The sequence below is a fragment of the Streptomyces sp. UNOB3_S3 genome (assembly GCF_020740895.1).
Classification (GTDB): Bacteria; Actinomycetota; Actinomycetes; order Streptomycetales; family Streptomycetaceae; genus Streptomyces.
In genome coordinates, this window is the sequence record NZ_JAILXP010000063.1 from 1 (window position 1) to 25,755 (window position 25,755).

Here is a 25,755-nt window from a genome sequence, read left to right on the forward strand (position 1 = left end):
CCGCCCCCGCCGCCGCGCAAGGACCCCTGGCGGCGCACGTCCGGGATGCACAAGGTCCGCCGCCGCCGGCAGATGGCCGTGGTGCGCGAGCTGTGGACCGCGCGCGACACCGTGGCCCAGCGGCGCGACGTCTCGCCCGGCAAGGTGCTCGGCGACGGCGCGATCATCGAGGCCGCGCTCAACATCCCGCCCAACACCCACGCGCTCGCCGCGCTGCCCGGCTTCGGGCACCGGATGAGCCGCAAGCAGCTGGAGCAGTGGCAGTCCGCGATCGACCGGGCCAAGGCCATCCCGGACGTGGAGCTCCCGCAGCCCGGCCAGCCGCTGACCGGCCCGCCCCCGCCGCGCGCCTGGGCGGACAAGGACCCGCTGGCCGCGGCCCGGCTGGCCGCGGCGCGCGCCGCGGTGTCCGAGATCGCCGAGCGGCTCACCATGCCCCAGGAGAACCTGATCACCCCGGACACGGTGCGCCGGCTGTGCTGGGAGCCGCCGAGGCACCCCACCCTGGACACCGTCGCCGAGGCCCTCACGGCCCACGGCGCACGCGCCTGGCAGGTGGAGCAGGTGTCGTCGGCGCTGGTGAAGGCGCTGACGGAGGCGTCGGCCTAAAACATTGTCCTCAAACGCCGGACGGGCTGGATTTATCCAGCCCGTCCGGCGTTTGAGGACAAAAAGGCACACGGAATGTGACCTTCGCCGCTCCCGCCCAGGGGTCTGGGCAGCATGGTTACCCGCAAGTAGCATGACGGGTGTCAGCCCGCACCGCGGCGGAGCCGTCTCGGCATGCCCGCGCGCAGCGATCCGCACCTGGAGGAGAGCCAACGTGCCTCGTACCGCTAGGGACGTCGTCTTCGTCGACGGCGTCCGCACCCCGTTCGGCAAGGCGGGCCCGAAGGGCATCTACCACGAGACCCGCGCCGACGACCTGGTCGTCAAGTGCATCCGGGAGCTGCTGCGCCGCAACCCGGACCTCGACCCCGCCCGGATCGACGAGGTCGCCATCGCCGCGACCACGCAGATCGGCGACCAGGGGCTGACGCTCGGCCGTACCGCCGGCATCCTCGCGGGCCTCCCGCAGTCCGTGCCCGGCTACTCCATCGACCGTATGTGCGCCGGCGCGATGACCGCCGTGACCTCGGTCTCCGGCGGTGTCGCCCTCGGTGCCTACGACATCGCCCTCGCCGGCGGCGTCGAGCACATGGGCCGTCACCCCATGGGCGAGGGCGTCGACCCCAACCCCCGCTTCGTGTCGGAGAAGCTGGTCGACGAGTCGGCCCTCTTCATGGGCATGACGGCGGAGAACCTCCACGACCGCCTGCCGCACATCACCAAGCGGCGCGCCGACGAGTACGCGGTGCGCAGCCAGGAGAAGGCCGCCAAGGCGTACGCCGACGGCAAGATCCAGGCCGACCTGGTGCCGATCTCCGTCCGCCGCACCTCGCCCGAGGGCGGGGAGACCGGCTGGGGCCTGGCCACCGCCGACGAGCCGATGCGCCCGGGCACCACGCTGGAGAACCTGGCGGGCCTCAAGACGCCGTTCCGTCCGCACGGCCGGGTCACCGCGGGCAACGCGGCCGGTCTCAACGACGGCGCCACCGCCTCGCTGATCGCCGCCGAGGACGTGGCCCGCGAGCTGGGCCTGCCGGTCAAGATGCGCCTGGTCTCCTACGCCTTCGCCGGTGTGGAGCCCGAGGTCATGGGCATCGGCCCGGTCCCGGCGACCGAGAAGGCGCTGGCCAAGGCCGGTCTGACGATCGGCGACATCGGCCTGTTCGAGATCAACGAGGCCTTCGCCGTCCAGGTGCTCTCGCTCCTGGACCACTACGGCATCGCGGACGACGACCCGCGCGTCAACCAGTACGGCGGCGCCATCGCCTTCGGTCACCCGCTGGCCTCCTCCGGCGTCCGGCTGATGACGCAGCTGGCCCGGCAGTTCGAGGAGCAGCCGCACGTCCGCTACGGCATCACGTCGATGTGCGTGGGCTTCGGCATGGGCGGAACGGTCATCTGGGAGAACCCGCACTTCGAGGGGGACAAGTGAGCAACACCGCTGAGCTGCTGAAGGGTGCGGCCGAGCTGTTCCCCGACGAGGTCGTGACCCAGGCGCACGTGCGCCACCTCGACCTGCCCGGCGCCGGGCGCTTCGCGCTCATCACGCTGGACAACGGCCTGGACCACACCAAGCCGACCACCTTCGGCCCGCAGTCCCTCGCCAACCTCGACGCGGCGATCGACCAGGTCGAGGCGGAGGCGAAGGACGGCACGATCACCGGCGTCGGTATCACCGGCAAGCCGTTCATCTTCGCCGTGGGCGCCGACCTCAAGGGCGTCGAGCTGCTGAAGAAGCACGAGGAGGCCCTGGCCATCGGCAAGGGCGGCCACGACGTCTTCAAGCGGCTGTCGTCGCTGGCGGTCCCGACCTTCGCGTACTACAACGGCGCCGCGATGGGCGGCGGCGTCGAGGTCGGTCTGCACTGCACCTACCGCACGGTCTCCAAGGCCATCCCGGCCTTCTCGCTCCCCGAGGTCTTCCTCGGCCTGGTGCCCGGCTGGGGCGGCTGCGCCCTGCTGCCGAACCTCATCGGCGCGGACCGCGCGGTCTCGGTGATCATCGAGAACTCGCTGAACCAGAACAAGCAGCTGCGCGGCAAGCAGGTCTTCGACCTGGGCATCGCGGACGCCCTCTTCGACGGCGCGGACTTCCTGGAGCAGTCGCTCCTGTGGACCGCCTCCGTGCTGAAGGGCGAGACCGAGGTCGTCCGCGCCGAGGTCGACCGCGGCGAGGCCTGGGACCAGGCCATCGAGCGCGGCCGGACCTTCGCCGACTCCAAGGTGCACGGCGCCGCCCCGGCCGCCTACCGGGCGCTGGACATCATGGCCGCCGCCAAGAACGGCGACCTGCGCCAGGGCTTCGACGCCGAGGACCAGGCCCTCGCGGACCTGATCATGGGCGGCGAGCTGCGCAGCGGCATCTACGCCTTCAACCTGGTGCAGAAGCGCGGCAAGCGCCCGGCCGGCGCGCCGGACAGGTCGCTCGCGCGCCCGGTGAACAAGGTCGGTGTCGTGGGCGCCGGTCTGATGGCGTCCCAGCTGGCGCTGCTGTTCCTCCGCCGCCTGGAGGTGCCGGTCGTGCTGACCGACATCGACCAGGAGCGCGTGGACAAGGGCGTGAAGTACGTCCACGACGAGATCGACAAGCTGCTGCTCAAGGGCCGCATCAACCAGGACAAGGCGAACCGCCTGAAGGCCTCGGTCACCGGCTCGCTGGACAAGGCCGCCGCCTTCGGCGACGCGGACTTCGTCATCGAGGCCGTCTTCGAGGAGATGGGCGTCAAGCAGCAGGTGTTCGCGGAGCTCGAGGCGGTCGTGCCGGCGCACGCCATCCTCGCCACCAACACCTCCTCCCTCTCGGTCACCGAGATGGCGTCGAAGCTGAAGCACCCCGAGCGGGTCGTCGGCTTCCACTTCTTCAACCCGGTCGCGATCCTTCCGCTGCTGGAGATCGTGCGCGGCGAGCGGACCGACGACGCGGCGCTGGCCACGGCGTTCGGTGTCGCCAAGAAGCTGAAGAAGACGGCGGTGCTGGTGAAGGACGCCCCGGCGTTCGTCGTCAACCGCATCCTGGTCCGCTTCATGGGCGAGATCCAGAACGTCATCGACGAGGGCACGCCGGTCGCGGTGGCCGAGAAGGCCGTCGAGCCGCTCGGTCTGCCGATGTCGCCGCTGGTGCTGCTGGAGCTGGTCGGCCCGGCGATCGGTCTCCACGTCTCCGAGACGCTGGCCGCCGCCTTCCCCGACCGCTTCAAGGTCTCGCCGAACCTGGCCGCCGTGGTCAAGGCCGGCAAGCGCGGCTTCTACGTGTACGACTCCGGCAAGCCGGAGCTGGACCCGGAGGTCGCCGCCCTTCTGGTGCAGGGCGACTCCGTCCTGACGGAGGAGCAGGTCCGGGCGCGCGTCCTGGAGGCCATCGCCCAGGAGATCGGCCTGATGCTGGACGAGGGTGTCGTCGCCGAGGCGCAGGACATCGACCTGTGCCTGATCACCGGCGCCGGCTGGCCCTTCCACCTGGGCGGCGTCACGCCGTACCTGGACCGTGAGGGCGTCTCCGAGCGCGTCATCGGCCGCCGCTTCCTGCCGCAGGGCGTGGCGAGCGTTCCCGCGTAGCCGCGGATGCCGCGACGGGGGTCCGGGGCTTGTGCCCCGGACCCCCGTCCGCGTTTCGCGCGCTTCAGCCGCGCCCAGCGCTCCACCGCCGGACGACCTCCGTCAGCGCCCGGACCGCCTTCGCGAGAAGCCCGTCGTCCATCCGTACCGTCCGGCTGTGCTCGACGTGGAGGAACGGCACCCGTACCGCGTCCGCGTGGTCGCCCTCGACGTTCGTCCGGCCTTCGAGGCGGCCGCAGTAGCGCCGCCACACCTCGCACACCCTCAGCTCCTCTCGGCCCAGCGCGGCCGCGAGGCGACCCGCCGCCGGCAGCCCGGCGTCGCCCTTGCCGGGCGAGACGACCACGTCGTGCTCCGGAAGGCTGGCGTCGGCGAAGCCGTGCACCTGGACGGCGGGCAGCCGCCGGTCGGCGAGCACGGCGGCGACCGCGGCGAAGACGGAGTCCGCGCGGTGGGCGACGTCCGCGGCGCCCTCGTCGGCGGAATCGGCCGCGTTGCGATGCGCGCCGGCGAGAATCAGCACCCCGCCCGGCGCGCCACGCAGCAAACCGATGCCGAGTTGTTCCGTGCGCTGGTCGGCGCTGGGGTGCGGCACCTGTACGGACCAGCGCGCCGGGCCGTGGAGGTCGACGTAGACGCGGCCCCAGCCCCGGGTGGTCTCGCCCTCCCGTGTGGCGTCGGCGATCTCGGCGTAGCGGCGGCCGCCCTGGCGGTCGGCGAGGACGCGCAGGGTGTAGCCGGCCCCGGCCAGCGACCGTTCGGCGGCGGCGCGGTCGCCGCCGAGGAGGAGGCGGACGCCGCCGGCGACAGCCCGCCGGTCGCCCCCGGCGGGGACGCGGTAGTGCCCGTTCTGGGTGATGCCGTCGGTGAAGCCCGTGATCCGGGCGCCCAGGTCGACCGTGCCCGCCGGGTCCGGTGCCCCGGCGTCCGGGGCGGAGGCGCCCGGGCGGGCGCGCCCGGTGGGCTCGGCGCAGCCCGTCAGCCCGGTGAGCGCCGTCAGCGTCAACGCGCCGAGCAGCACGGACACCAAGGGCGGGGAGATTTCGGGCTTGAGCCTCATGGCGGTAAAAATACCCCGGTGAAACGCTTGCTCCGTCGCCGTATTCTGCTCGCCATGGTCCTGACGCTCCTCGCCGGAGGCTCGACGGCGGGCTATCTGTACGCCCGCGCGGAACCGGGCGGGGTGGAGGCGTCGTTCACGCTGGCCGCGGGCGGCGATGTGCTCATCCACCCGGAGATCACGGCACAGGCCGTCAAGGACGCCGAGGCCGCGGGCCGGCCGGGGCCCGACTTCGGCGCCGTCATGGCCGGGATCAAGCCGGTCGTCGCCAAGGCGGACCTCGCGGTGTGCCACATGGAGACCGCCATGGCCGAGCCGAAGGGGCCCTTCCTCGGCTACCGGAAGTTCAGCGTGCCGCCGCAGATCGCCACCACCCTCAAGGACCTCGGCTACGACACCTGCTCGACGGCCTCCAATCACACCCTCGACCACGGCCCCGAGGGCGTACGGCGGACGCTGGACACCCTCGACGCGGCCGGGCTGCGGCACACCGGGTCGGCGCGCGACGCGCGGGAGGCCGCCACGCCCCTCGTCCTCGACGTCAAGGGGGTGAAGGTGGCGCAGCTGTCCTACACCTACGGGCTCAACGACACGACCGTGCCGAAGGACAAGCCGTGGCTGGTCAACGTCACCGATGTGCGGCGGATGGCGGAGGACGAGAAGCGGGCGCGGGCGGCGGGTGCCGAGGTGGTCTTCGCGAGCCTCCACTGGGGGCGCGAGGGGCGGGCCGAGGTGAGCAGGACGCAGGCGCGGCTGGCCGAGCGGATCGCCGAGGAGACCGGCATCGACCTGGTCGTCGGCCATCACGCGCATGTGGTGCAGCCCTTCGAGAAGGTGGGGAGCACCTGGTTCGCCTACGGTCTGGGCAATCAGGTGGCCCGGCACGCGCAGCCGCTGGGCGTCACCGAGGAGGGGGTGCTGGGCTGGTTCTCCTTCACCAAGCGGAAGGGCGCGTGGTCGGTGTCCGACGCCCGGTTCGTCCCGACCATGGTGGAGCTCGAGCCCGCGATCCGGCTGGTGGACCTGGGGGCGGCACTGAAGGGCGAGGGACTGACGGCACAGCAGCGCTCGCGCTACCGGACGGCCTTCGAGCGGACCCGGGGCACGGTGCTCAACCGGGGCGCGGAGAAGGACGGTCTGCGTCCGCTGACCATCACGGAATAGGCACAGCGAAAAGGACAAAGTTGATCATGTACGCACAATCGACTTGGTCAATTCTTTGAAGTCTGCCTAGAATCCGGCACGATTCACGCTCCAAAAACGCAGTGCGGCAGACAGTAGGACCAGGACCTCCCGGTTCCGGCGCGCATGCCCCGCGTGCTCGCCACCGAGAGGAACACCGTTGTCCGCTTCGCGCGGCTCCCGTCGGCGCAAGGCGCGCCGCCGCGCCGACATGCCCCTGCTGGGCGGCGCCCGCCCGCCGATCGCCGCCCTGCTGGCGCTGCTGCTGGCGGTCGCGGGCACAACAGCCCTGGTGCTCGGCGACCGCGACCGGGCCCTCGTCGACGAGGCCGTGCTGACCTCCCAGCAGCATGTGGCCGAGGACGGCGCCCTGTCGCTGCGGGCCTCCCTCGACGAGAGCGTCACCGACATCCAGCGCGCCGCCGCCCAGTTCAGCGGTGACAGGGCGGGCGCCCCGGACGCCCTCATGGACCAGCTCGGCAGGGTCTACGGCAAGTGGCGCGGCACCGCCGTCGTCGACCCGGGCAGCGGCACCCTTCTCGCCGCGCGCGGCGAGAACATCCCCCTGGCGACCGTCCTCGGCGACAAGGCCGGTCAGCCGGGCACGAAGAGCGTCAAGGACTCCAAGGACCCCCAGGACCCCAAGGCCGGTGACGCCGGGGCCGGGGGCACCGCCCCGCTCGGCCCGCAGCTGGTGCGGCTGCCCTCCGGCGAGACCCGGATGCTCGTCGTGGCCGCCCTGCGCGGCGAACGGCCCCGGCTGCTCGTCGCCTCCGGCACCCTCAACGTCCCCGGCATCTCCTCCGGCGAGGACCGCTCGCTGCTGGTCGTCGACTCCGCCGGCACGGTCCTGGCCAGCGACGGCCCGTCCGTCGCCCGCAAGGCCTGGGCGAAGAGCGCCCGCAAGAAGGCCGCCGCCGAGTCCACGAAGACCCCCGAGCCCGGCGGCCACCCCGGCGCGAGCGGCCGCCTCATGGGCACCGGGCGCGGCGACACCCGGATGGCCGTGGGCTACGCGGCCGCCGGGCGCGCCCCCGGCGAGACGAGCCCCGCGGGCGGCCTCGGCCTGTCGGTGGTCACCTCCGTCGAGGTCACCGAGGACCCGTCCGCCGTGCGCACCCAGGCCTTCGGCCTCGTCGCCGCCGGCGTCCTGCTCGTCCTCGCCCTGATCGTGGGCTGGGTGCTGCTGACCACCGTCCAGCGGCCGCTGCTCCAGCTGTACCTGGAGAGCCGCCGGCTCGCCCGGGGCGAGCTGGACCGGCCCGTCCGCCGCTTCAGGGGCCGGGAGCCGGCCCGGGTCGGCGCCGCCCTGGAGAGTCTGCGCCGCCAGCTGCTCGGCGGACGGCCCACCCGCACCGGCCGGGCGCGCGGCGGCTTCGGCACCCGCGGCTCCGTGATCGTGTGCGCCGTGGTCCTGCTCGCCTGGGCCGCGCCGCTGCTGCTGCTCGTCAACCGCGCGGGCGGCGGTGTGACCGTGCCCCAGCAGCTGGTGGAGGACCAGCGCCGCCGTACCGACACCGCCTCCGACCGGGTGCGCAAGGCCCTCAACGAAGGCTGGGCCGACGTCGCCTCGGTGGCCCAGGTCATCGGCGCGGACGACCGCGAGGCGTCGGAGGCCGCCGACCGGGCCGTCCTCGACAAGACCCTGCGCGAGCACGGCCGCTACCGCGCGGTCTATGTCGTCGACGGCGCGGGCAAGGTCCTCGCGCACGCCGGCGCCGCCCCGCACCACCCGGCCGGCAAGGCGGCGCGCGAGGACTCCGTCGTCCAGCTCAACACCTCCGGCAAGGAGCCGCAGATCGCCGCCTACGCGGCCGTGCCCGGCGGCAAGGGCCGCGCGGTGGTCGGCGAGTACGACCCGCAGTTCCTCGTCTCGATGGTCACCCGGCCCGGCCTCGGCCAGGTCTGGCTGATCGACAAGGCCCACCGGATCGTCGCCGCCGACCGCGCCCACGGCTTCCGGGCCTTCACCAAGCTGCCCTCGGGCCACCTCGACGACCTCGCGGTCACCGCCGCGAAGCACCCCGGCAAGACCTCCGGCACCGCCGTCCTCCACCGCGGCGAGGGCAGCTCCGACATCGCGGCCGCCGCCCCCTTCACCGGCGGCGGGGCGGTCAAGGACCTCGGCTGGCAGGTCGTCAGCTCCCAGCCGACATCCTGGCTGGAGCTGCCCGAGTACCGCGCCCAGCGGCGCACCATGCTCGCCGGGCTCCTCGGCGTGACCGCCGCCGTGGCCTGCCTGGGCTGGCTGCACATCATCGTGATCCGCCCGCTGCGCAGGCTCGCCGACCAGGCGGAGGCGCTGGCCGGCGGCGACCGCAGGACGGTCCTGTTCCCGCAGCACCACGACGAGACGGGCGCGGTCGTCCGCAACCTCGAACTGATCCGGCAGCAGCTGGCGCGCCCCTCCGGAAGGACCTGACGCGTGCTCTTCCTCTACACGGTCCTGGTGATCTGCTGTGCGGTCCTCCTGGTCGCGGGCGTGATCGAGCAGCGCCGGCACTTCACCAACCTCGACATGATCCCCACCCGGGTGCTGATCAACGGCATCCGGGGGAAGAGCTCCATCACCCGGCTGTGCGCGGGCGCGCTGCGCGGCGGCGGGCTGGTCACGGTCGCCAAGACCACCGGCACCGCGGCCCGCTTCATCCACCCGGACGCCACCGAGGAGCCCGTCTACCGCAAGTTCGGCATCGCCAACGTCGTCGAGCAGATCGGCATCGTGCGCCGGGCCGCCGCCTACCGCCCGCACGCCCTGGTCATCGAGTGCATGGCCGTGATGCCGGCCCTGCAGGAGGTCAACCAGACCAAGCTGATCCGCTCCACCATCGGTGTGCTGTGCAACGTCCGCGAGGACCACCTCGCCGAGATGGGCCCGACCCTCGACGACGTGGCCCGCTCCCTGAGCCGGTCCATGCCGGTGGGCGGCATCTGCGTCACCGCCGAGCGCGACCGGCTGCACATCCTGCGCGAGGAGGCCGCCAAGCGCGACTGCCGGCTGATCGCCGTGGACCCGGAGACGGTCACCGACGAGGAGCTGCGCGGCTTCAGCTGGTTCACGTTCAAGGAGAACGTGGCCATCGCGCTCGCCGTCGCCGAGCTCCTCGGCGTCGACCGGGCCACCGCCCTGCGTGGCATGTACGACGCGCCGCCGGACCCCGGTGTGCTGTCCGTGGAGCGTTACCGCACACCCGAGGGCGTGCCGTTCCGCTTCGCCAACGTCTTCGCGGCCAACGACCCCGAGTCGACGCTGATGAACGTCGAGCAGCTGCTCGGCCTCGGCGCCGTCGACCGCCCCCTGCACGTACTGATCAACTGCCGTCCCGACCGCGTCGAGCGCAACGGCCAGATGGGCGAGCTGATCCCCCGGCTCGCCCCGGAGTCGGTCTTCCTGATCGGCCACCCCACGAAGAGCGCCGCCGACGCGATCCCCGCCGATTGGCGCTCGCGGATCGTCGACCTGGGCGGCGACCGCCGCGACCCGGCCGAGCTGGAGCGGGAGATCCTGGGCCGGCTCGGCCCCGGCGCCTCGCTCATCGCCATCGGCAACATCCACGGCCAGGGCGAACTGCTGCTGGAACGCCTGGCCGAACTCCCCACCGACGACCCCTCGCAACCGCAGCCGCAGTACACAGGAGACTTCCGTTGATCCCCGCCGTCCTCACTCCGGAGATCGCCGCCATCGGGATCGCGCTGGGGCTGCTGTTCTCGCTGGTCTGCTACCTCACCACCAACCTCTCCCCCGGCGGCATGATCACCCCCGGCTGGCTGGCCCTCACCCTGGTCGAGGACCTCCAGCGCGCCGCGATGGTCATCGGCATCACCGTCCTGACCTATCTGGGCACACTGCTGCTCCAGCGCCACGTCATCCTCTACGGCAAGCGGCTCTTCGCCGCCGTCGTGCTGACCGGCGTGGTGCTCCAGGCGACGCTCCACATCATCCTCCAGCAGCAGTTCCCCCTGATGTACGCGAACCAGACCCTGGGCTTCATCGTCCCCGGCCTGATCGCCTATCAGCTGGTCCGCCAGCCGCGCGGCGCGACCCTGCTGGCGACCGCGACGGTGTCGCTCGCCAACTACGTCGTCCTGACCGCCGGGATCCTGCTCGGCTTCATGCCCACCGTCTGACCACGGAGCACACGTTCATGTCCAGCAAGGCAGCCATGTCCCGGAAAACGGAACGGAAGCGCGGCACCCGCCGCAAGGGCGGCGGCCCGAACGGCAAGCGCGCCCTGCACGCCCTGGTCCTCCTGGGGCTGCTCGGCACCAGCGCCTACCTCACGGTGGAGCTGCGCGACCGGCAGGACGACCCCGCCCCGCCGGTACGCACCATCGGCGGCCCGGCGAGCAAGGCCGCCGGCAAGACCACCGCCCCGGGCGAGCGCCGCTTCGAACGCCTCGCCTCCCCGGCCCGCACGGTCGTGCGCTCCGCCGACGGCTCGGTGCTCGCCACCTTCACCGACAGCGCCCGCACCGCCGTGCTCACCGGCCCCAGCCGGACCTTCACCGAGCCCACCTACACCTCGGCGAAGGTCACCAGCGACAGCTGGGTACGGCTGCTGCCGGAGAAGTGGCGGGAGGGCGCGGAGAAGGCCCCCTGGTTCAAGGAGTGGTTCGCCAGCCAGCTCGGCAGCCAGGAGCCGGACATCTTCGCGTTCTCCATGGAGTACCTCGACGGCGCCCCGCAGAAGAAGGACGCCCACGGCATCCCGTACGCGGGCGACGCCCAGTTCGGCCCGCTGAACCCCAACGGCTCCGAGGCCGGGGACCTGCGCCTGGAACAGTCCGACTTCTACGACTACCTGGGCATCCCCTACACCTTCCGCGACGGCACGGTGGAGAAGCCCGAGACGCAGCGCTTCCGCGCGATGGACTGCTCCGGCTTCGTCCGCACGGTCTTCGGCTACCGCGCCCGCTACCCCCTGCTGGGCAAGGACATCAAGGGCGACGGCCTGCCGCGCACGGCCAACGGCATGGCCCGCCTCGCCCCGGGCGTGCCGGTGCTGGAGCTGACGGGCAAGCGCCCGGCGGCCATCGACAAGCTCCAGCCGGGCGACCTGGTCTTCTTCGACATCGACAAGCGCACCGGCGAACGCCTCGACCACGTCGGCATCTACCTGGGCCTCGACACCGACGGCAAGCCCCGCTTCATCTCCAGCCGCGAGGAGGCCAACGGCCCCACCTTCGGCGACAAGGGCGGCACGGCCCGCCTCGACGGCAACGGCTTCTACGCGACGGGGCTGCGCAGCGCGACGCGTTTGTAATGTCCTCAAGCGCCGGACGGGGGGTCCGGGGGCGGAGCCCCCGGGAAACGGTGAAAGGGCGGGGCTGGGGCCAGAGAACTAGGCCCGCACCCAGGGCCCGAGCTCAAGCCCCGTGCCGGCCCCGCGCTGCCGCGCGACCCACAGCCCCCCGTCGGGGCCGACCGCGGCGACGACGACACGTCCCTCCGCATCGCGCGCCAGCGCCGGAGCGCCCACGCACTCCTGTCCCGTGTCGGACCACGACCCGTCCTCGCCCACCGCTACGACGACCCGGCCCTCGTCCGACCGCTGGGCCAGCACATCGCCCAGCACGGCCACCGGCCCGCTCGCGTCGCCCCCCAGCGACGGCAGGGCCCGCGACTCGTCCGCGCGCTGCACGTGGAGGACGGAGTCCCCTTCCGTGCGCCAGTAGTGGGCGAGGCCCCCGCCGGAACCGGCCGAGGCGGACGAGAAGGAACCCGGCAAGGACTTCACCGCCGTGTCGGGCATCCGCTTCAGCGGCCCCCCGGCCTCCTCCTGACGCCACCGCAGGACATGGTCCGGCGCGGGCGCGACGAGCTCGACGTACCCGTCGGCGGAGACGGCCGCGGAGCCCGACTCGGCGACCTTGTTGCCCGCGAGGTCCAGCCAGGGGCCCCAGATGCCCCGGGCGTCCTGGCGGCGTCCGCTGACGCCGCGGCCGGCGTTGCGGAAGTAGAGGTGGAGGCCGACGCCGTCGACGGCGGCCACGGGGAAGCCGATGCGCCCGGCCTTCTCCCAGTCGGTGCCGTGGGGCGTGCCGATGGACCGCCACTGCGTCATGGCGCGGCCCGGCTGGAACTGGGTGGCGTAGACCACGTCGGTCTCGGCCCGGCCGTCGTCGTGGGGGCGGCGGCGGAGCCCGGCGAGGTACACATAGCCCTCGGCGCTCTGGGCTATGGAGAGGTACGGCTCCAGCCCCGGCACGTCCAGCCGCTGGGGGCCCGTCCATTCGGGGCCGCCGGGGCGGGCCTCGGTCCAGCGGAGGAGACCGCCCGAGACCGGGGCGAAGGCCGTCAGCCGGCCGTCGTTACCCCGCAGCAACCAGCCGGTGGTGGTGGCCGTGCGCACTGCCATGACTCGCTGACCAGCCTCTCTTGGAAAGCCTTTACCGATTTTGTCGATCCTCGACATTAACACTGCGGATTCCGCCCGCTGACGGTGCGTGCGAAGCTGTCGCCATGACCGCACGGGCCCCGGAAACCCCCGAAACCCCTGATTCCACTCTTCTTGTCGTGGACGCGGCCAACGTCGTCGGTTCGGTGCCGGACGGCTGGTGGCGCGACCGGCGCGGGGCGGCCGAGCGGCTGCGGGACCTGCTGGCCGGATACGCGCGGGAGGGGCTGCCGGCGGGGGCGGTGGAGCCTCCCCCGCCGGCCCCTCCGGAGATCGTGCTGGTGGTGGAGGGCGCGGCGCGCGGCATCGCGCCGGTGCCCGGGGTGGGCGTCGAGGCGGCCTGGGGGCACCTCCCAGCGGTAGCTGGGGGAGGCAGCGGGGACGACCGGATCGTGGAGCTGGTCGCCGCGCGGGCGCCGGGACGGCGCTGCGTGGTCGTCACGGCGGACCGGGAGCTGCGCGAGCGGGTACGGGCGCTGGGCGCCGAGGTGGTGGGGCCGCGGGCGGTGCGCCCGTAGACCGCGGCCCCGGGTCCGGGTCCGGTTCAGACGGTGGGCGGGCGGCTGCGCTGCCCCTGGCTCACCCGGCTCATCCTCCGCCCGTAGACGAAGTAGACGACGACGCCGATGACCATCCACACGGCGAACCGCACCCATGTCTCCGCCGGCAGGTTGAGCATCAGCCACAGCGACGCGACCACCGACAGCACGGGGACGAAGGGCACGAACGGGGTGCGGAAGGCACGCGGCAGGTCGGGCCGGGTGCGGCGCAGGACGACCACGCCCAGCGCGACGACGACGAAGGCGAAGAGTGTGCCGATGTTGACCAGTTCGGCGAGGACGTCGATGGAGGTGAAGCCCGCGACGACCGCGACGACGACGCCGAGGAGGATCGTGGAGCGGTAGGGCGTGCCGAAGCGCGGGTGGACGGTCGAGAAGAAGCGGGGCAGGAGCCCGTCACGGCTCATGGCGAAGAACACCCGGCTCTGCCCGAGGAGCAGGATCATGCAGACGGAGGTGAGGCCGACGGCGGCGCCGAAGCTGATCAGCCCGCCCCAGAAGGGGTGCCCGGCGTCCTTGAAGGCGTCGGCGAGCGGTGCCTTCGTGGAGAGCTTGTCGTACTTCTGCATGCCGGTGACGACGATGGACACGGCCACGTAGAGCACGGTGCAGATGGCGAGGGAGCCGAGGATGCCGCGCGGCAGGTCGCGCTGGGGGTTGCGGGTCTCCTCGGCGGCGGTGGCCACGATGTCGAAGCCGATGAAGGCGAAGAAGACCACGGCGGCGGCCGAGAAGATGCCCATGACGCCGAAGTTGGACGGGGTGAAGCCGAACATCAGCTGGACCAGTGGCGCGGCGAGCCCGTTGCCGCCCTCGGTGCCCTTGGACGGCGGGATGAAGGGCTCGTAGTTGGAGCCGCTGATGAAGAAGGCGCCCACGACGATGACGATGAGGACCACGGTCACCTTCACGCCGACCACGACCGCCGTCACCCGCGAGGACAGCTTCATCCCGGCGACCAGAATGGCCGTCAGCACCAGGACGAGGACGGCGGCGAGGAGGTCGAAGCCGAAGGTGCCGTCATGGGCGCCGGTCAGCGGCCCCGGCAGGTGCCAGCCGGCGTTGGCCAGCAGCGACTGGATGTAGCCGGACCAGCCGACGGCCACCACGGCGCAGCCCAGCGCCAGCTCCAGGATCAGGTCCCAGCCGATGATCCACGCGGGCAGCTCGCCGAGCGTGGCGTACGAGAAGGTGTACGCGGACCCGGCCACCGGCACGGTGGAGGCGAACTCGGCGTAGCACAGCGCCGCGAGCCCGCACACGATACCGGCGAGGACGAAGGCGAGGGCCACGGCGGGCCCGGCGTTCTCCTTGGCGACCTTTCCGGTGAGGACGAAGATGCCGGTGCCGATGACGACACCGACGCCGAACACGGTGAGGTCGAGGGAGGACAAGTCCCTCCGGAGCGTGTGTTCCGGCTCCTCGGTGTCCTGGATGGACTGCTCCACACTCTTGGTCCGGAACATGCCGCTTCTGCCGCGGTCGCTCCGGACGGGTCGCTCTGCGCTCATCGGCTCACCTCCACCTGCTCGGCGTCGCTCGCCCTGCCCGAACTGGGCGAGTGTCCGCGATGATCGGGGTGTGACGCGGGCGGCCACAGCCACCCACCCCCAGGATTCACCCGATGGAGGGCAGACGCATCCATGCGGAAGGGCCGACCGGACCACCCGTGCGGGTGGTGCGGCCGGCCCTTCGGTACGGCGTCGGTCCCGTCGGACCCGTCAGTCGCGGACGGCCTCGGCGGTCTCCCCCGCCCCGGTGGCCCCGGCGGCCTTCACCGCCTCGGCGGCCTCCACGGTCTCGTCGAGACGCCCGTCGAGCTTGGCGACGAGGCCGGTGACCTGGCGGGCGATGTCGGGCGCGGTGAGCCCGATCTCGGCCATGACCTCCTTGCGGGAGGCGTGGTCGAGGAAGCGCGGCGGGATGCCGAAGTCGCGCAGCGGCAGGTCCACCCCGGCGTCGCGCAGCGCCTGCGCGACGGCCGAGCCGACGCCGCCGACGCGGCCGTTGTCCTCGACGGTGACGACGACGCGGTGCTCGGCGGCCAGGCCCGGCAGGGCCTCGTCGACGGGCTTGACCCAGCGCGGGTCCACGACGGTCGCGGAGATGCCCTGCTTGTCGAGGAGGTCGGCGATCTCCAGGCACATCGGGGCGAGCGCGCCGACGGAGACGATGAGGACGTCCGGCTTCTCGGTGGCGTCGGCGGGGCGGCGCAGCACGTCCATGCCGCCGATGCGGCAGACGGCCTCGACGGCCGGGCCGACGGTGCCCTTGGAGTAGCGGACGACGGTGGGGGCGTCCTTGACCTCGACGGCCTCGCGCAGCTGGGCGCGGACCTGGTCGGCGTCGCGCGGGGCGGCGATCCGCAGGCCGGGCACGACCTGGAGGATCGACATGTCCCACATGCCGTTGTGGGAGGCGCCGTCGTCGCCGGTGACGCCGGCCCGGTCCAGGACGAAGGTGACGCCGCACCTGTGCAGGGCGACGTCCATCAGCACCTGGTCGAAGGCGCGGTTGAGGAACGTGGCGTAGACGGCGAAGACCGGGTGGAGACCGCCGGTGGCCAGGCCCGCCGCGGAGGTGGCGGCGTGCTGCTCGGCGATGCCGACGTCGTAGACGCGCTCGGGGAAGGCCTTGGCGAACTTGCCGAGGCCGACCGGCTGCATCATCGCGGCCGTGATGGCGACGATGTCCTCGCGCTCCTGGCCCAGCTTGACCATCTCGTCGGCGAAGACGGAGGTCCAGCTGGCGCCGCCGGAGGAGACGGGCAGGCCGGTGTCGGGGTGGATGGCGCCGATGCCGTGGAAGCGGTCCGCCTCGTTCTGCTCGGCGTGCTTGTAGCCGCGGCCCTTCTGGGTGAGGCAGTGCACGAGGACGGGGCCGCCGAAGCGCTTGGCGCGCTGGAGCGCGGACTCCAGGGCCTCGATGTCGTGGCCGTCGATCGGGCCGACGTACTTCAGGCCGAGGTCCTCGAACATGCCCTGCGGGGCGATGAAGTCCTTCAGGCCCTTCTTGGCGCCGTGGAGCGTCTCGTAGAGGGGCTTGCCGACCACGGGGGTGCGCTCGAGGATGTCCTTGCCGCGGGCGAGGAAGCGCTCGTAGCCGTCGGTGGTGCGCAGGGTGGCCAGGTGGTTGGCGAGGCCGCCGATGGTGGGCTCGTAGGAGCGCTCGTTGTCGTTGACGACGATGACGAGCGGGCGGTCCTTGGCGACGGCGATGTTGTTCAGCGCCTCCCAGGCCATGCCGCCGGTGAGGGCGCCGTCGCCGATGACGGCGACGACGTGGTCGTCCTTGCCCAGCACCTGGTTCGCCTTGGCCAGGCCGTCGGCCCAGCCCAGGACGGTGGAGGCGTGGCTGTTCTCGATGACGTCGTGCTCGGACTCGGCGCGCGAGGGGTAGCCGGACAGGCCGTCCTTGGCGCGCAGCTTCGAGAAGTCCTGGCGGCCGGTGAGCAGCTTGTGGACGTAGGCCTGGTGCCCCGTGTCGAAGAGGATCTTGTCCTTGGGCGAGTCGAAGACCCGGTGCATGGCGATGGTGAGCTCGACGACGCCGAGGTTGGGCCCGAGGTGCCCGCCGGTCTTGGAGACGGCGTCGACGAGGAAGGTGCGGATCTCCGCGGCCAGCCGGTCGAGCTGCTCCGGGGTGAGCCGGTCCAGATCGCGCGGTTCCCTGATGCGGGTCAGCAGCGCCACCCGTGCCTCCTTGTTCGAGCTGTCGAGCCTGGTCGAGCTCGCCGGTCCGTCGAGTCTAATGTTCCGCCCGTGATCCGCCCGCAATGGCGGTGAACGGGTGATGCGAGCTATCTCACGCGTTCGGCGGAGCGAGATCACACACCATATGAAAGGCCGGGCGGACGCGCACGACGAGGGGCCCGGACCGGCCGCACACCGGTCCGGGCCCATGGGCCCCCGCGGGCGCCCGCTACACCCGGCCGGCCGTCTTCTGGGTCCGGCGGGAGAGGGAGTCGATCACCACGGCGGCCAGCAGCACCGCGCCCGTGATCATGTACTGGACCGCCGAGGCGATGCCCAGCAGGGCCATGCCGGAGGCGATGGACTGGATCACCAGGACGCCCAGCAGCGCCGACCAGGTCGAGCCCCGGCCGCCGAAGAGGCTGGTGCCGCCGATGACGGCCGCCGCGATGGCGTTCATCAGCAGGCTGCCGGCGCCGGAGGACTGGTTGGCGGCGTTGATCTGGGAGGCCAGGAACATGCCGCCGAGCGCCGCCATCGTGCCGGAGAGCGCGAAGACCGAGATCCGTACCGCCGCGACGTTGACGCCCGCCCTGCGGGCCGCCTCGACGCTGCCGCCGAGGGCGAAGATCTTGCGCCCGTAGGAGGTGCGGCGCAGCACGAAGTCCAGCGCGACCACCACCCCGAGGAAGATCACCAGGGCCAGCGGCAGGCCCTTGTACTGGTTGAGGAGCCAGGCCACCACATAGGCGGGCACCGCGAGGACGGCCGTGCGCAGCGCGATCTCGCTGAGCGGGCGGCTGGGGACACCGGCCGCCTCGCGCCGTTTGCTGTCGCGCCAGGAGGCCAGGAAGAACACCGCCGCACCGAGCGTGGCCAGCCCGTAGGCGGCGGAGACGTCGGTGAAGTAGTGGTTGGTCAGGGCGGCGACGAGCCCGGAGTCGTCGAGGTTGATGGTGCCGTTGGAGCCGAGCACCTGGAGCATCAGGCCGTTCCAGCCGAGCAGGCCGGCCAGGGTGACGACGAAGGCGGGCACGCCGATCCGGGCGAAGAAGAAGCCGTGCAGCACCCCGGCGAGGGCCCCGGTGGCCAGGGCGATCACCAGCGCCAGCCACTCGGGCACGCCCCGGTGGACGTTGAGCACGGCGAGGACGGCGGCGGCCAGGCCGCTGACCGAGCCCACCGACAGATCGATCTCGCCGAGGATCAGCACGAAGACGACGCCGACCGCGATCAGGCCGGTGCCCGCGGCGGTGACGAACAGGTTGGAGAGGTTCTCGGCACCCAGGAAGGCCGAATCCCGCAGCTGGAAGACCAGGCCGATGATGATCAACCCGACCACCACGGGCAGCGAGCCCAGCTCGCCGCTGCGCAGCTTCCGGCGGAATTCGCTCCAGTAACCGGCGAAGCCCTCCTCGCGGACCAGCAGCCGGGGGTCGACGGCGGGGACGGCGTCGTGGGCGGGGGCCTGGCCGTTGCCGTCGGCGGCCGGTTCGGGGGACGGCGTGGGCGTCTTGGTGCTCATGCTCCCGCCTCCTTCTCGGGCCGGTCGGCCTTCTTCGTCTGGTCGGCCTTCTCGGGCCCGTCGCCACCGGCGGCCTCCGCCGAGCGGGCGCGGCGGCGCGTGACAGCGTTGTCGGTCGCTCCGGTGATGGCCGAGATGATCTCTTCCTGGGAGGTCGTCCGCACCTCGAAGGTGCCGTTGTTGCGGCCGAGGCGCAGCACCGCGACCCGGTCGGCGACGGCCTTCACGTCCGCCATGTTGTGGCTGATGAGGATCACGCCCAGGCCGCGTTCGCGCAGCCGCTCGACCAGGTCGAGGACCTGGGCGGTCTGCTCCACGCCCAGGGCGGCGGTGGGCTCGTCGAGGATGACGACCTTGGGCTCGCCCAGCAGCGAGCGGGCGATGGCGACGGTCTGCCGCTGCCCGCCCGAGAGCGAGGCGACGGGGATCCGGACGCTGGGGATGCGGATGGACAGGGTGGCGAGGAGCTCCCGGGAGCGGCGTTCCATCTCGACCTCGTCCAGCACCCCGGCGCGGACGATCTCCCGGCCGAGGAAGAGGTTGCCGACGACGTCGAGGTTGTCGCAGAGGGCGAGGTCCTGGTAGACGGTCGCGATGCCCAGTTCCTGGGCGGTGTGCGGCCGGTCCACGGTGACGGGCCGGCCCTCCCACTCGATGACGCCGTCGTCGGCCGGGCCGACGCCCGCGATGGTCTTGACCAGGGTGGACTTTCCGGCGCCGTTGTCGCCGACGAGGGCGACCACCTCACCGGCGTGGATCTCCAGCTCCACATCGGTGAGCGCCTGGACGGCCCCGAAGCGCTTGGAGATCCCTCGCAGCGCCAGCACGGGCGGAGCGGACATGTGCGTCATCCCCTCACTTCAGCCCGGCCGCGTCGCACTGCGCCCGGTACTTGGCGGTGCAGATCTCGTCCTTGGTGAAGAAGCCCTCCTGGCCGACGTACTTCGCGATGTCCGCCTTGGTGAGCGCGAAGGGCGTGACGATGACGGCGGGGATCTTCTTGGTGGTGCCGCTGTCGACGGTGGTCTTGGCGACGGTGCCGAGGTCCTTGCCCCGGGCGAGGGCGACGGCCAGTTCGGCGGCCGCGTCCGCCTCGGGCTTGTAGGGCTTGTAGACGCTCATGAACTGCTCGTCCGCGAGGATCCGCTGGACGGCCGAGAGCTCGGCGTCCTGGCCGGTGACCGGCGGGAGTTTGTCGAAGCCGGCGCTGCGCAGGGCCGTGATGATGCCGCCGGCCATGCCGTCGTTGGCGGAGTAGACGCCGACGATGTTGTCCTTGCCGAGGGAGGAGATGGCGCCCTTCATGTTCTCGTTGGCGTTCTCCGGCTTCCACTCCTTGGTGTCGTACTCCTTTCCGATCCTGACCTTTCCGTCGAGCACGGAATGGGCGCCGTCCTTGTACATCTTGGCGTTGGGGTCGGTGATCGCGCCGTTCATCATCACGATCTCGCCCTTTGCGGCGTTGTCGCCGAGCTCCTTGAGCAGGGATTCGCCCTGGATCTTTCCCACGCGTTCGTTGTCGACGGAGGTGTAGGCCTTGACCGGGCCTTCGGCGAGGCGGTCGTAGGCGACGACGGGGATTCCCTTGTCGGTGGCCTTCTTGACCGAGCTCGCTATCGACTTGGCGTCCACCGCGTCGACGATCAGCGCGTCGACCTTCTTGGTGATCATCGTGTCGACCTGCTGCTGCTGGACGGAGGCGTCCTGCTTGGCGTTGTCGTAGAGGATGACGGTGTCGGCGCCCGCGAGTTCCTTCAGCTTCTTCTCGATCAGCGGCCGGTCGAACCGCTCGTAGCGAGCGGTCTGGTTCTCCGGCAGCAGCAGACCGATGGTCAGCGGGCCCTTCTTGTCCTTCTTCGCGGTACCGCCGCCCGCTTCCTTGGCACTGCCGCAGGCCGCGAGTCCGGCGGCCATCGAGACGGCGGCCAAGGCCACGGTCGCGCGACGCAGATGAGCGTTCACTTGCAGTTACCTCCCTGACGAGGCCGCGCCGTTGCGGCCGAGGTGAGCGGAAGTCAACTCGGCCGCCAAAGGAGCGTCAAGAAGTAAATTCTTAACGAGATGGCAACGATGCCATTCGTTATCTGTGTGAACTCAAGAGGTGACGCATCGCGGCGTCGGCGTGTCTTTTCCGGAGTACGCGAAAGCGCCGAAAACGGCCCGCGCGCGGCATCCGGAAGGGCCGTCAGGCCGGTATCGCGGAACTCGGCGGGCCGGCCGGGTCCAGCAGGGTCGAGTCGCCCATCTCGCTGAGGACGAGCGCCAGCGCGCCCAGCACCTCGGAGCGGCCGCCCAGCGCCCCCGGCACGACCTCCAGCCGGCGGGCGGCGCTGGGGATCGCGTACCGCGAGACGGACTCGCGGATGGGCGCGAGCACCAGCTCGCCCGAGTCGGCGAGGTCGCCGCCGAGGACGACCCGGCTGGGGTTGAGGAGATTGCAGAGGTTGGCCACGCCGCTGCCGATGTACCGGCCGACGTCGGAGATCACCCGGCGGCAGCCCGGGTCGCCCTCGCGGGCGAGCTCCACCACGCGCGGCACGGTCAGATCGGTGCCGTGCGCCGAATGGAGCAGCGGCAGGATGTAGCGGGCGGCGGTGAAGGTCTCCAGGCAGCCGCGGTTGCCGCAGCGGCAGACCGGCCCGGACTCGTCCAGGGTGATGTGGCCGATCTCGCCGGCGGTGCCGCCCGGGCCCCGGTAGATCTTCCCGTTGATCACCAGGCCCGCGCCCACACCGCTGGCGACCTTGATGTACGCCAGGTCCGTGGCGCCCCGGCCCGCGCCCCACACCAGCTCGCCGAGGGCGCCGAGGTTGGCGTCGTTGTCGACGTGGACGGGGACGCCGAGGCGGGCGGCGAGGTCGTCGCGGGGGTTGGTGCCGGCCCAGCCGGGCAGGATCGCGGTCGAGCCCAGCACCCCGGACTCCACGTCGATCGGGCCGGGGACGCCCAGCCCCACTCCGACGATCTTGCGCGGATCGATCCCGGCCTTGGTGATCAGGGTCCTGACCATGGCTTCGGCCCGCTGCAACCCCTGCTCGGCGGAGGCGTCCACATCGAGCGGCTCGGCGTCCTCGGCCAGCACCCGGTGGGCGAGGTTGCCGACGGCGACCCGGAGGTGGGTATGGCCGAAGTCCACGCCCACGACGATCCCGGCGTCACCGGAGAGCGAGACGCTGCGGGCGCGCCGGCCGCCGGAGGAGGTGGGGGTGACCTCGACCGTCCCGCCGTCCTTCAGCTCCCGGACGATATTGGAGACGGTGGCGGCCGACAGCCCCGTGGTCCGGGCGATCTCCGCCTGGGTGAGCGAGCCCGCCATGCGCACCGCGCGTACGACCCGCTCCAGGTTGGCCCGGTGCAGCGACGACTGCGACCCCGGAGTCTCCACGCCCATCCACTCCCGCCTCACCGGGCCGGCCCGACCGCCGCCCCGAGGCCGGACTACGGCTCTGGAGCCCGGCCATCCCTACAACATATGAACCCTAAGCTCAGCCGCCGGGCTTCCGTCCCGTCAAGGGTCCGACGCCACAGCGTAAGGGCCGGGCGGGCCGGGAGGCCATTTCCGGCCACCCCGCCCGGAGGGAGCCGTGGGCTACTTGAGGGCTCCGGCCGTCAGCCCCGCCTGGACCTGCCGCTGGAAGACGATGTACGCGGCCAGCACCGGCAGCATCGCCATGACCAGGCCCGCGAAGAGCCCCGACCAGTCCCCCTTGTACCCCTGGCTGACCGCGAGGGCGACCAGCCCCTGGGGCAGCAGCTTCTTGTCGTCGTCCCCCACGTTGAGCACCGTGGGCAGGAGGTACTGGTTCCACTGGCCCAGGAAATTGAAGATGCCGACGCTGATCAGGCCCGGCTTGGCCATGGGCAGCATCACCTGGAAGAAGGTCCGGGTGTGCGAGGCCCCGTCGATCAGCGCCGCCTCGGCGACGGAGGTCGGCAGGGTCCGGAAGAAGCCGCTGAGGAAGAAGATCGTGAACGGCAGCGAATAGGCGATGTAGACCAGGATCAGCCCGTGGTAGGTGTCGAGCAGCTGCATGTTCTTCATCACGAAGAACAGCGGCACGAGCGCCAGGATGATCGGGAAGCTCATCCCGCCGACGAAGAGGAAGTAGATGAAGCGGTTGCCGGGGAATTCGAAGCGGGCCAGGACATAGGCGGCCATCGACCCGAGCAGCATGGTGCCGGTGAGCGAACCGGCCACGACTATCACGGAATTGAGGAAGTACTCGCTCATGTGCGCCTGGGACCAGGCCCGGCCCCAGGCGTCGAAGTGCAGCCCGTTCGGCAGCGCCCAGGGCGAGGTGAAGATCTCCCTGTCGGTCTTGAAGGCGCTCATCACCGCCCACAGCAGGGGCAGGGTGACCATCAGGCCCCAGATGAAGAGCACGCCGTGGGAGAAGACGTTGAGGACGCCGCCCTCGCGGCCCATGCCCTGCCGGGGCGTCCCGGAGCGGGCGGCCTTCCCGGCGCCCGGTGTCGCGGCGCCGCTGCCCCCGGTGGGTTCCGCCGTCACGGCCATCAGTACTCCAGCCTTTCGCGCCGGCCGAGCTTCAGCACGACGCCCGCGAAGATCATGGTGACGATGAGCAGGGCGACACCGACCGTCGTGGCGTATCCGGCCTGCCCGTCGCGGAACGCCTTGGTGTAGAGGTAGAAGGAGAGCACTTCCGTGGAGTAGTCCGGTCCGCCCGGGCCCACGGTCATGATCTGTACGACGGCGAACGAGTCGAGCGCCATGATGCCCATGTAGACCCAGCCGGTCTGCACGGTGTCCCAGAGCAGCGGAAGCGTGATCCGGAAGAACGTCTGGACGCGATTGGCGCCGTCGAGCAGGGCGGCCTCGTAGAAGTCCCGGGGAATGGCGCTCATGCCCGCCGAGAACAGCACCACGTAGAAGCCGACGTTGCTCCACACCATCACCGCCGTCACGCACCACAGCGCGAGCCGGGGGTCGCCCAGCCATTCCGGCCGTACGGAGTCCAGGCCGACGGCGCTCAGAAAGGAGTTCAGGGCACCGCTGTTGGGGTTGTAGGCGAACTGGAACAGCAGGGCGACGATGGCGATCGACAGCACCTGGGGAAAGAAGTAGACGACCTTGTAGAGGCCCGAGCCGCGCACCCCGGCGACCGCCGCGTTCTTCCTGCGGCGGCCGCCGACGTTGAGCATGAAGGCGAAGAACAGCCCGAGCCCGAGCGTCACCACCGGCAGCACGAGCAGCAGCAGGACGTTGTGCCCGACGGCCTTCCAGAACACGTCGTCGTGCCATAGCCGTTGGTAGTTCTTGAGCCCCGTCATCCGGAAGTCGGGGCTCAGTCCGGTCCAGTCCGTGAAGGAGTAGTAGATGGCCTGGACGAACGGCGAGATGACGAAGATGCCGTAGAGCGCCAGGGGCAGGATCAGGAATCCCGCGATGAAGCGGTACTTACCGTGCTGCATGGCCGCCGCTCACTTGTGCCGGTACTTCTTGACGGAGTCGTCCTTGGCGGTCTCGTCGGCGTAGCGCTGGATCTTGGTGATGGCCTCGTCGGGGGTCAGCCTGCCGGCCATCATCTCGCCGAGCGCCCCCACGCCGATCTTCTCCTTCTGGAGGGCCACGTACCAGTCGCCGAGACGCGGGTTGACCACGTTCTTCCCGGCCTTGGTGAGGGCCTCCTGGGAGGAGGCGAGGCCCGACGGGAGGGTCAGGCCCTCGGTGCCGCCGTTGAGGGAGGTGAGCGAGGAGACGGACTTGATGAAGTTCTGGGAGGACTTCTTGCCGAGCATGAGGCGCAGCAGTTCCATGCCGCCCTGCGGGTTCCGGGCGTTCTTCGGCACGATGAAGGGCTCACCGCCGGAGGCCCACAGGGTGCCGAACGGAAGCTTGTCGCTCTTGTCGAGACCGGAGGGCGCGCCGACGGCCATCTGGAAATCGGCCGGCGTGGTCTTCTTGGACTCGTTCTCGACCCAGGAGCCATTGGGGAGGAACAGCGCCTTCCCCTCGTTCCACGCCGTCTGCGACTCGATATGGGTCAGGCCCGGGGTGCCCTGGAGGATGTAGCCCTTCTTGTAGAGCTCGTAATAGGCCTCGAAGGCGGACTTGACGGCCGGGTCCTTCCAGGCGTTGGGCTCCAGGTTGTCGATTCTCCTCAGCACCTCGACACCGCCGATCTTGGCGATGAACGGGTAGAGGCTGAAGGGCAGGTAGTACGGGTACTTGCCCGCGTACGTCCAGCCGGCGATGCCCTTCTTCTTCGCCGCCTCGCAGACCTTGAGCATCTCGTCCCAGGTCTCGGGGTACTTCGCGTCGAGCTTCGCCAGATTCTTCTTCGAGTACCAGACGCCGTAGACCGTGTAGGCGTAGTACAGGACCCAGGTCTCGTTCCCGTCGAACTTCCCCATTTCCACGACGCCGGGGCGCAGGGTGTCGCGCACCTTCTTCGACGGGTCGTCGTAGGAGGGCGCGTCCAGCAGGGCGTTGAGATCGGTCAGCTGCTTCTTGGCGACCAGGGTGCCCATGTCCATTTGTTTGGCACCGGAGTTGTCGATGAGGTCCGGCGGGGTGCCGCCGTTGAAGCGGGGCTGGAGCTGGGTCTGGATCTCCTGGGTGGCGGAGTGCTTCACCTGGGCCTTGGGGAAGGCCTTCCCGTATTCGGCCTCGGCGTCCTTGGCGTACTGCTGGCCGAAACCGCCGTCGAAGATGACCACGTCCAGGGCGGCGTTCTCATTGACCCCGAGCGGGTTCCTGGCGCTCTTCTCGCCCTTGTCGACCTGCTTTCCGTCACCGCTGTCGCCGCTGGCGCAGGCGCTCAGCACGCTCATCGCGGGCACCGCGATCAGGCCTATCGCCGCGGCTCGTTTGATCAGGTCGCGCCGGCCGAATTCCGGGGTGGTTCCCATGCTCAAGTCCTCGCCTTCTCCAGGACTCAGGCGGTGCACCGGTCTCCCCTTGCGAATTCGCCACCGCCGAAGGGCCCGACACCGCGGGTCAGTTGAAGCTTGGTGCTGGGTGCGCTCCGGGGAGAATCCCCCGCGGCCTCTCGTCCGCCGCCCTCCCCCGGATCCGTCGCGGCCACGGCCGCCCGGACTGTTCGACAGGTATAGTCCACTCCGATCAACTGGGCAAGATCGGAAGCGGCTTTGGCCATCAGTCTTTCCCGAGTTGAGACCTCTCCGCCCGTCCCCCGGATTCCCCCGGCAC

The 25,755-nt window shown here is 71.2% G+C and carries 20 protein-coding genes; 9 read left to right on the forward strand and 11 right to left on the reverse strand.

Features of this window, described 5'->3' with window-relative positions; all coding sequences use genetic code 11:
- From K6I33_RS09725 to K6I33_RS09735, 3 genes are all read left to right on the forward strand, one after another.
- A partial coding sequence (locus K6I33_RS09725) for an HRDC domain-containing protein (RefSeq protein WP_229349936.1) occupies window positions 1–609 on the forward strand: 609 nt, incomplete at its 5' end.
- A gap of 214 nt (window positions 610–823) precedes the next feature.
- Window positions 824–2,041, forward strand: a complete 1,218-nt coding sequence (locus tag K6I33_RS09730; RefSeq protein WP_229349938.1) for an acetyl-CoA C-acyltransferase — start codon at window positions 824–826, stop codon at window positions 2,039–2,041.
- Window positions 2,038–4,164 (forward strand): 3-hydroxyacyl-CoA dehydrogenase NAD-binding domain-containing protein, encoded by a 2,127-nt coding sequence (locus tag K6I33_RS09735; protein ID WP_229349940.1) that lies wholly within the window; start codon window positions 2,038–2,040, stop codon window positions 4,162–4,164. Before K6I33_RS09730 ends, K6I33_RS09735 begins: the two co-directional genes overlap by 4 nt.
- A 64-nt stretch (window positions 4,165–4,228) precedes the next feature.
- On the opposite strand, the gene K6I33_RS09740 is transcribed toward K6I33_RS09735, so the two are convergent.
- Complete coding sequence (locus K6I33_RS09740; protein ID WP_229349942.1) at window positions 4,229–5,224, reverse strand: hypothetical protein; 996 nt, start codon at window positions 5,222–5,224, stop codon at window positions 4,229–4,231.
- Window positions 5,225–5,278: 54 nt separating this feature from the next.
- Between K6I33_RS09740 and K6I33_RS09745 the strand changes: the two genes are divergently transcribed.
- The 5 genes from K6I33_RS09745 to K6I33_RS09765 all read left to right on the forward strand — a co-directional run bounded on the left by K6I33_RS09745 (window position 5,279) and on the right by K6I33_RS09765 (window position 11,670).
- Window positions 5,279–6,388: a CapA family protein gene (locus K6I33_RS09745; protein WP_229349944.1), complete on the forward strand. Its 1,110-nt coding sequence runs from the start codon at window positions 5,279–5,281 to the stop codon at window positions 6,386–6,388.
- 178 nt (window positions 6,389–6,566) lie between these two features.
- The gene (locus K6I33_RS09750; RefSeq protein WP_229349946.1) at window positions 6,567–8,828 is read left to right on the forward strand and encodes a cache and HAMP domain-containing protein; all 2,262 of its coding nucleotides are present in this window, start codon (window positions 6,567–6,569) and stop codon (window positions 8,826–8,828) included.
- A gap of 3 nt (window positions 8,829–8,831) precedes the next feature.
- A complete protein-coding gene (pgsB, locus tag K6I33_RS09755) occupies window positions 8,832–10,055 on the forward strand; it encodes a poly-gamma-glutamate synthase PgsB (RefSeq protein WP_229349949.1) in 1,224 nt (407 codons plus the stop codon).
- Window positions 10,052–10,534, forward strand: a complete 483-nt coding sequence (locus K6I33_RS09760) for a poly-gamma-glutamate biosynthesis protein PgsC/CapC (protein WP_229349951.1) — start codon at window positions 10,052–10,054, stop codon at window positions 10,532–10,534. The genes pgsB and K6I33_RS09760 overlap by 4 nt, the downstream gene beginning before the upstream one ends.
- Window positions 10,535–10,569: 35 nt before the next feature.
- Complete coding sequence (locus K6I33_RS09765) at window positions 10,570–11,670, forward strand: C40 family peptidase (RefSeq protein WP_374283945.1); 1,101 nt, start codon at window positions 10,570–10,572, stop codon at window positions 11,668–11,670.
- A gap of 78 nt (window positions 11,671–11,748) precedes the next feature.
- Here K6I33_RS09765 and K6I33_RS09770 read toward each other — a convergent pair whose 3' ends face one another.
- Window positions 11,749–12,765 carry a hypothetical protein gene (locus tag K6I33_RS09770; RefSeq protein ID WP_229349955.1) on the reverse strand — a complete coding sequence of 339 codons (1,017 nt, stop codon included), beginning with the start codon at window positions 12,763–12,765 and terminating at the stop codon, window positions 11,749–11,751.
- A gap of 104 nt (window positions 12,766–12,869) precedes the next feature.
- Between K6I33_RS09770 and K6I33_RS09775 the strand changes: the two genes are divergently transcribed.
- Window positions 12,870–13,322 carry an NTP pyrophosphohydrolase gene (locus K6I33_RS09775; protein ID WP_229349957.1) on the forward strand — a complete coding sequence of 151 codons (453 nt, stop codon included), beginning with the start codon at window positions 12,870–12,872 and terminating at the stop codon, window positions 13,320–13,322.
- A 26-nt stretch (window positions 13,323–13,348) separates the two neighbouring features.
- On the opposite strand, the gene K6I33_RS09780 is transcribed toward K6I33_RS09775, so the two are convergent.
- From K6I33_RS09780 to ngcE, 9 genes are all read right to left on the reverse strand, one after another.
- On the reverse strand, window positions 13,349–14,875 hold the full coding sequence (locus K6I33_RS09780) for an amino acid permease (RefSeq protein WP_229349959.1): 1,527 nt from the start codon (window positions 14,873–14,875) through the stop codon (window positions 13,349–13,351).
- 210 nt (window positions 14,876–15,085) lie between these two features.
- Window positions 15,086–17,056: a 1-deoxy-D-xylulose-5-phosphate synthase gene (gene dxs, locus K6I33_RS09785; protein WP_229349961.1), complete on the reverse strand. Its 1,971-nt coding sequence runs from the start codon at window positions 17,054–17,056 to the stop codon at window positions 15,086–15,088.
- Window positions 17,057–17,285: 229 nt separating this feature from the next.
- Window positions 17,286–18,581 (reverse strand): sugar ABC transporter permease, encoded by a 1,296-nt coding sequence (locus tag K6I33_RS09790; protein ID WP_229349963.1) that lies wholly within the window; start codon window positions 18,579–18,581, stop codon window positions 17,286–17,288.
- On the reverse strand, window positions 18,578–19,432 hold the full coding sequence (locus K6I33_RS09795) for an ATP-binding cassette domain-containing protein (RefSeq protein ID WP_229349965.1): 855 nt from the start codon (window positions 19,430–19,432) through the stop codon (window positions 18,578–18,580). The genes K6I33_RS09790 and K6I33_RS09795 overlap by 4 nt, the downstream gene beginning before the upstream one ends.
- Window positions 19,433–19,436: 4 nt before the next feature.
- Window positions 19,437–20,543, reverse strand: a complete 1,107-nt coding sequence (locus tag K6I33_RS09800) for a substrate-binding domain-containing protein (protein WP_229349967.1) — start codon at window positions 20,541–20,543, stop codon at window positions 19,437–19,439.
- A 223-nt stretch (window positions 20,544–20,766) separates the two neighbouring features.
- Complete coding sequence (locus tag K6I33_RS09805; RefSeq protein WP_229349973.1) at window positions 20,767–21,966, reverse strand: ROK family transcriptional regulator; 1,200 nt, start codon at window positions 21,964–21,966, stop codon at window positions 20,767–20,769.
- Between the two features lie 204 nt (window positions 21,967–22,170).
- Window positions 22,171–23,100: a carbohydrate ABC transporter permease gene (locus K6I33_RS09810; protein ID WP_374283947.1), complete on the reverse strand. Its 930-nt coding sequence runs from the start codon at window positions 23,098–23,100 to the stop codon at window positions 22,171–22,173.
- Complete coding sequence (locus K6I33_RS09815) at window positions 23,097–24,014, reverse strand: carbohydrate ABC transporter permease (RefSeq protein ID WP_229349970.1); 918 nt, start codon at window positions 24,012–24,014, stop codon at window positions 23,097–23,099. Before K6I33_RS09815 ends, K6I33_RS09810 begins: the two co-directional genes overlap by 4 nt.
- A gap of 9 nt (window positions 24,015–24,023) precedes the next feature.
- Window positions 24,024–25,454, reverse strand: coding sequence for an N-acetylglucosamine/diacetylchitobiose ABC transporter substrate-binding protein (gene ngcE, locus K6I33_RS09820; protein WP_229349971.1), 1,431 nt, complete (start codon window positions 25,452–25,454; stop codon window positions 24,024–24,026).
- Between the last annotated feature and the right edge of the window lie 301 nt (window positions 25,455–25,755).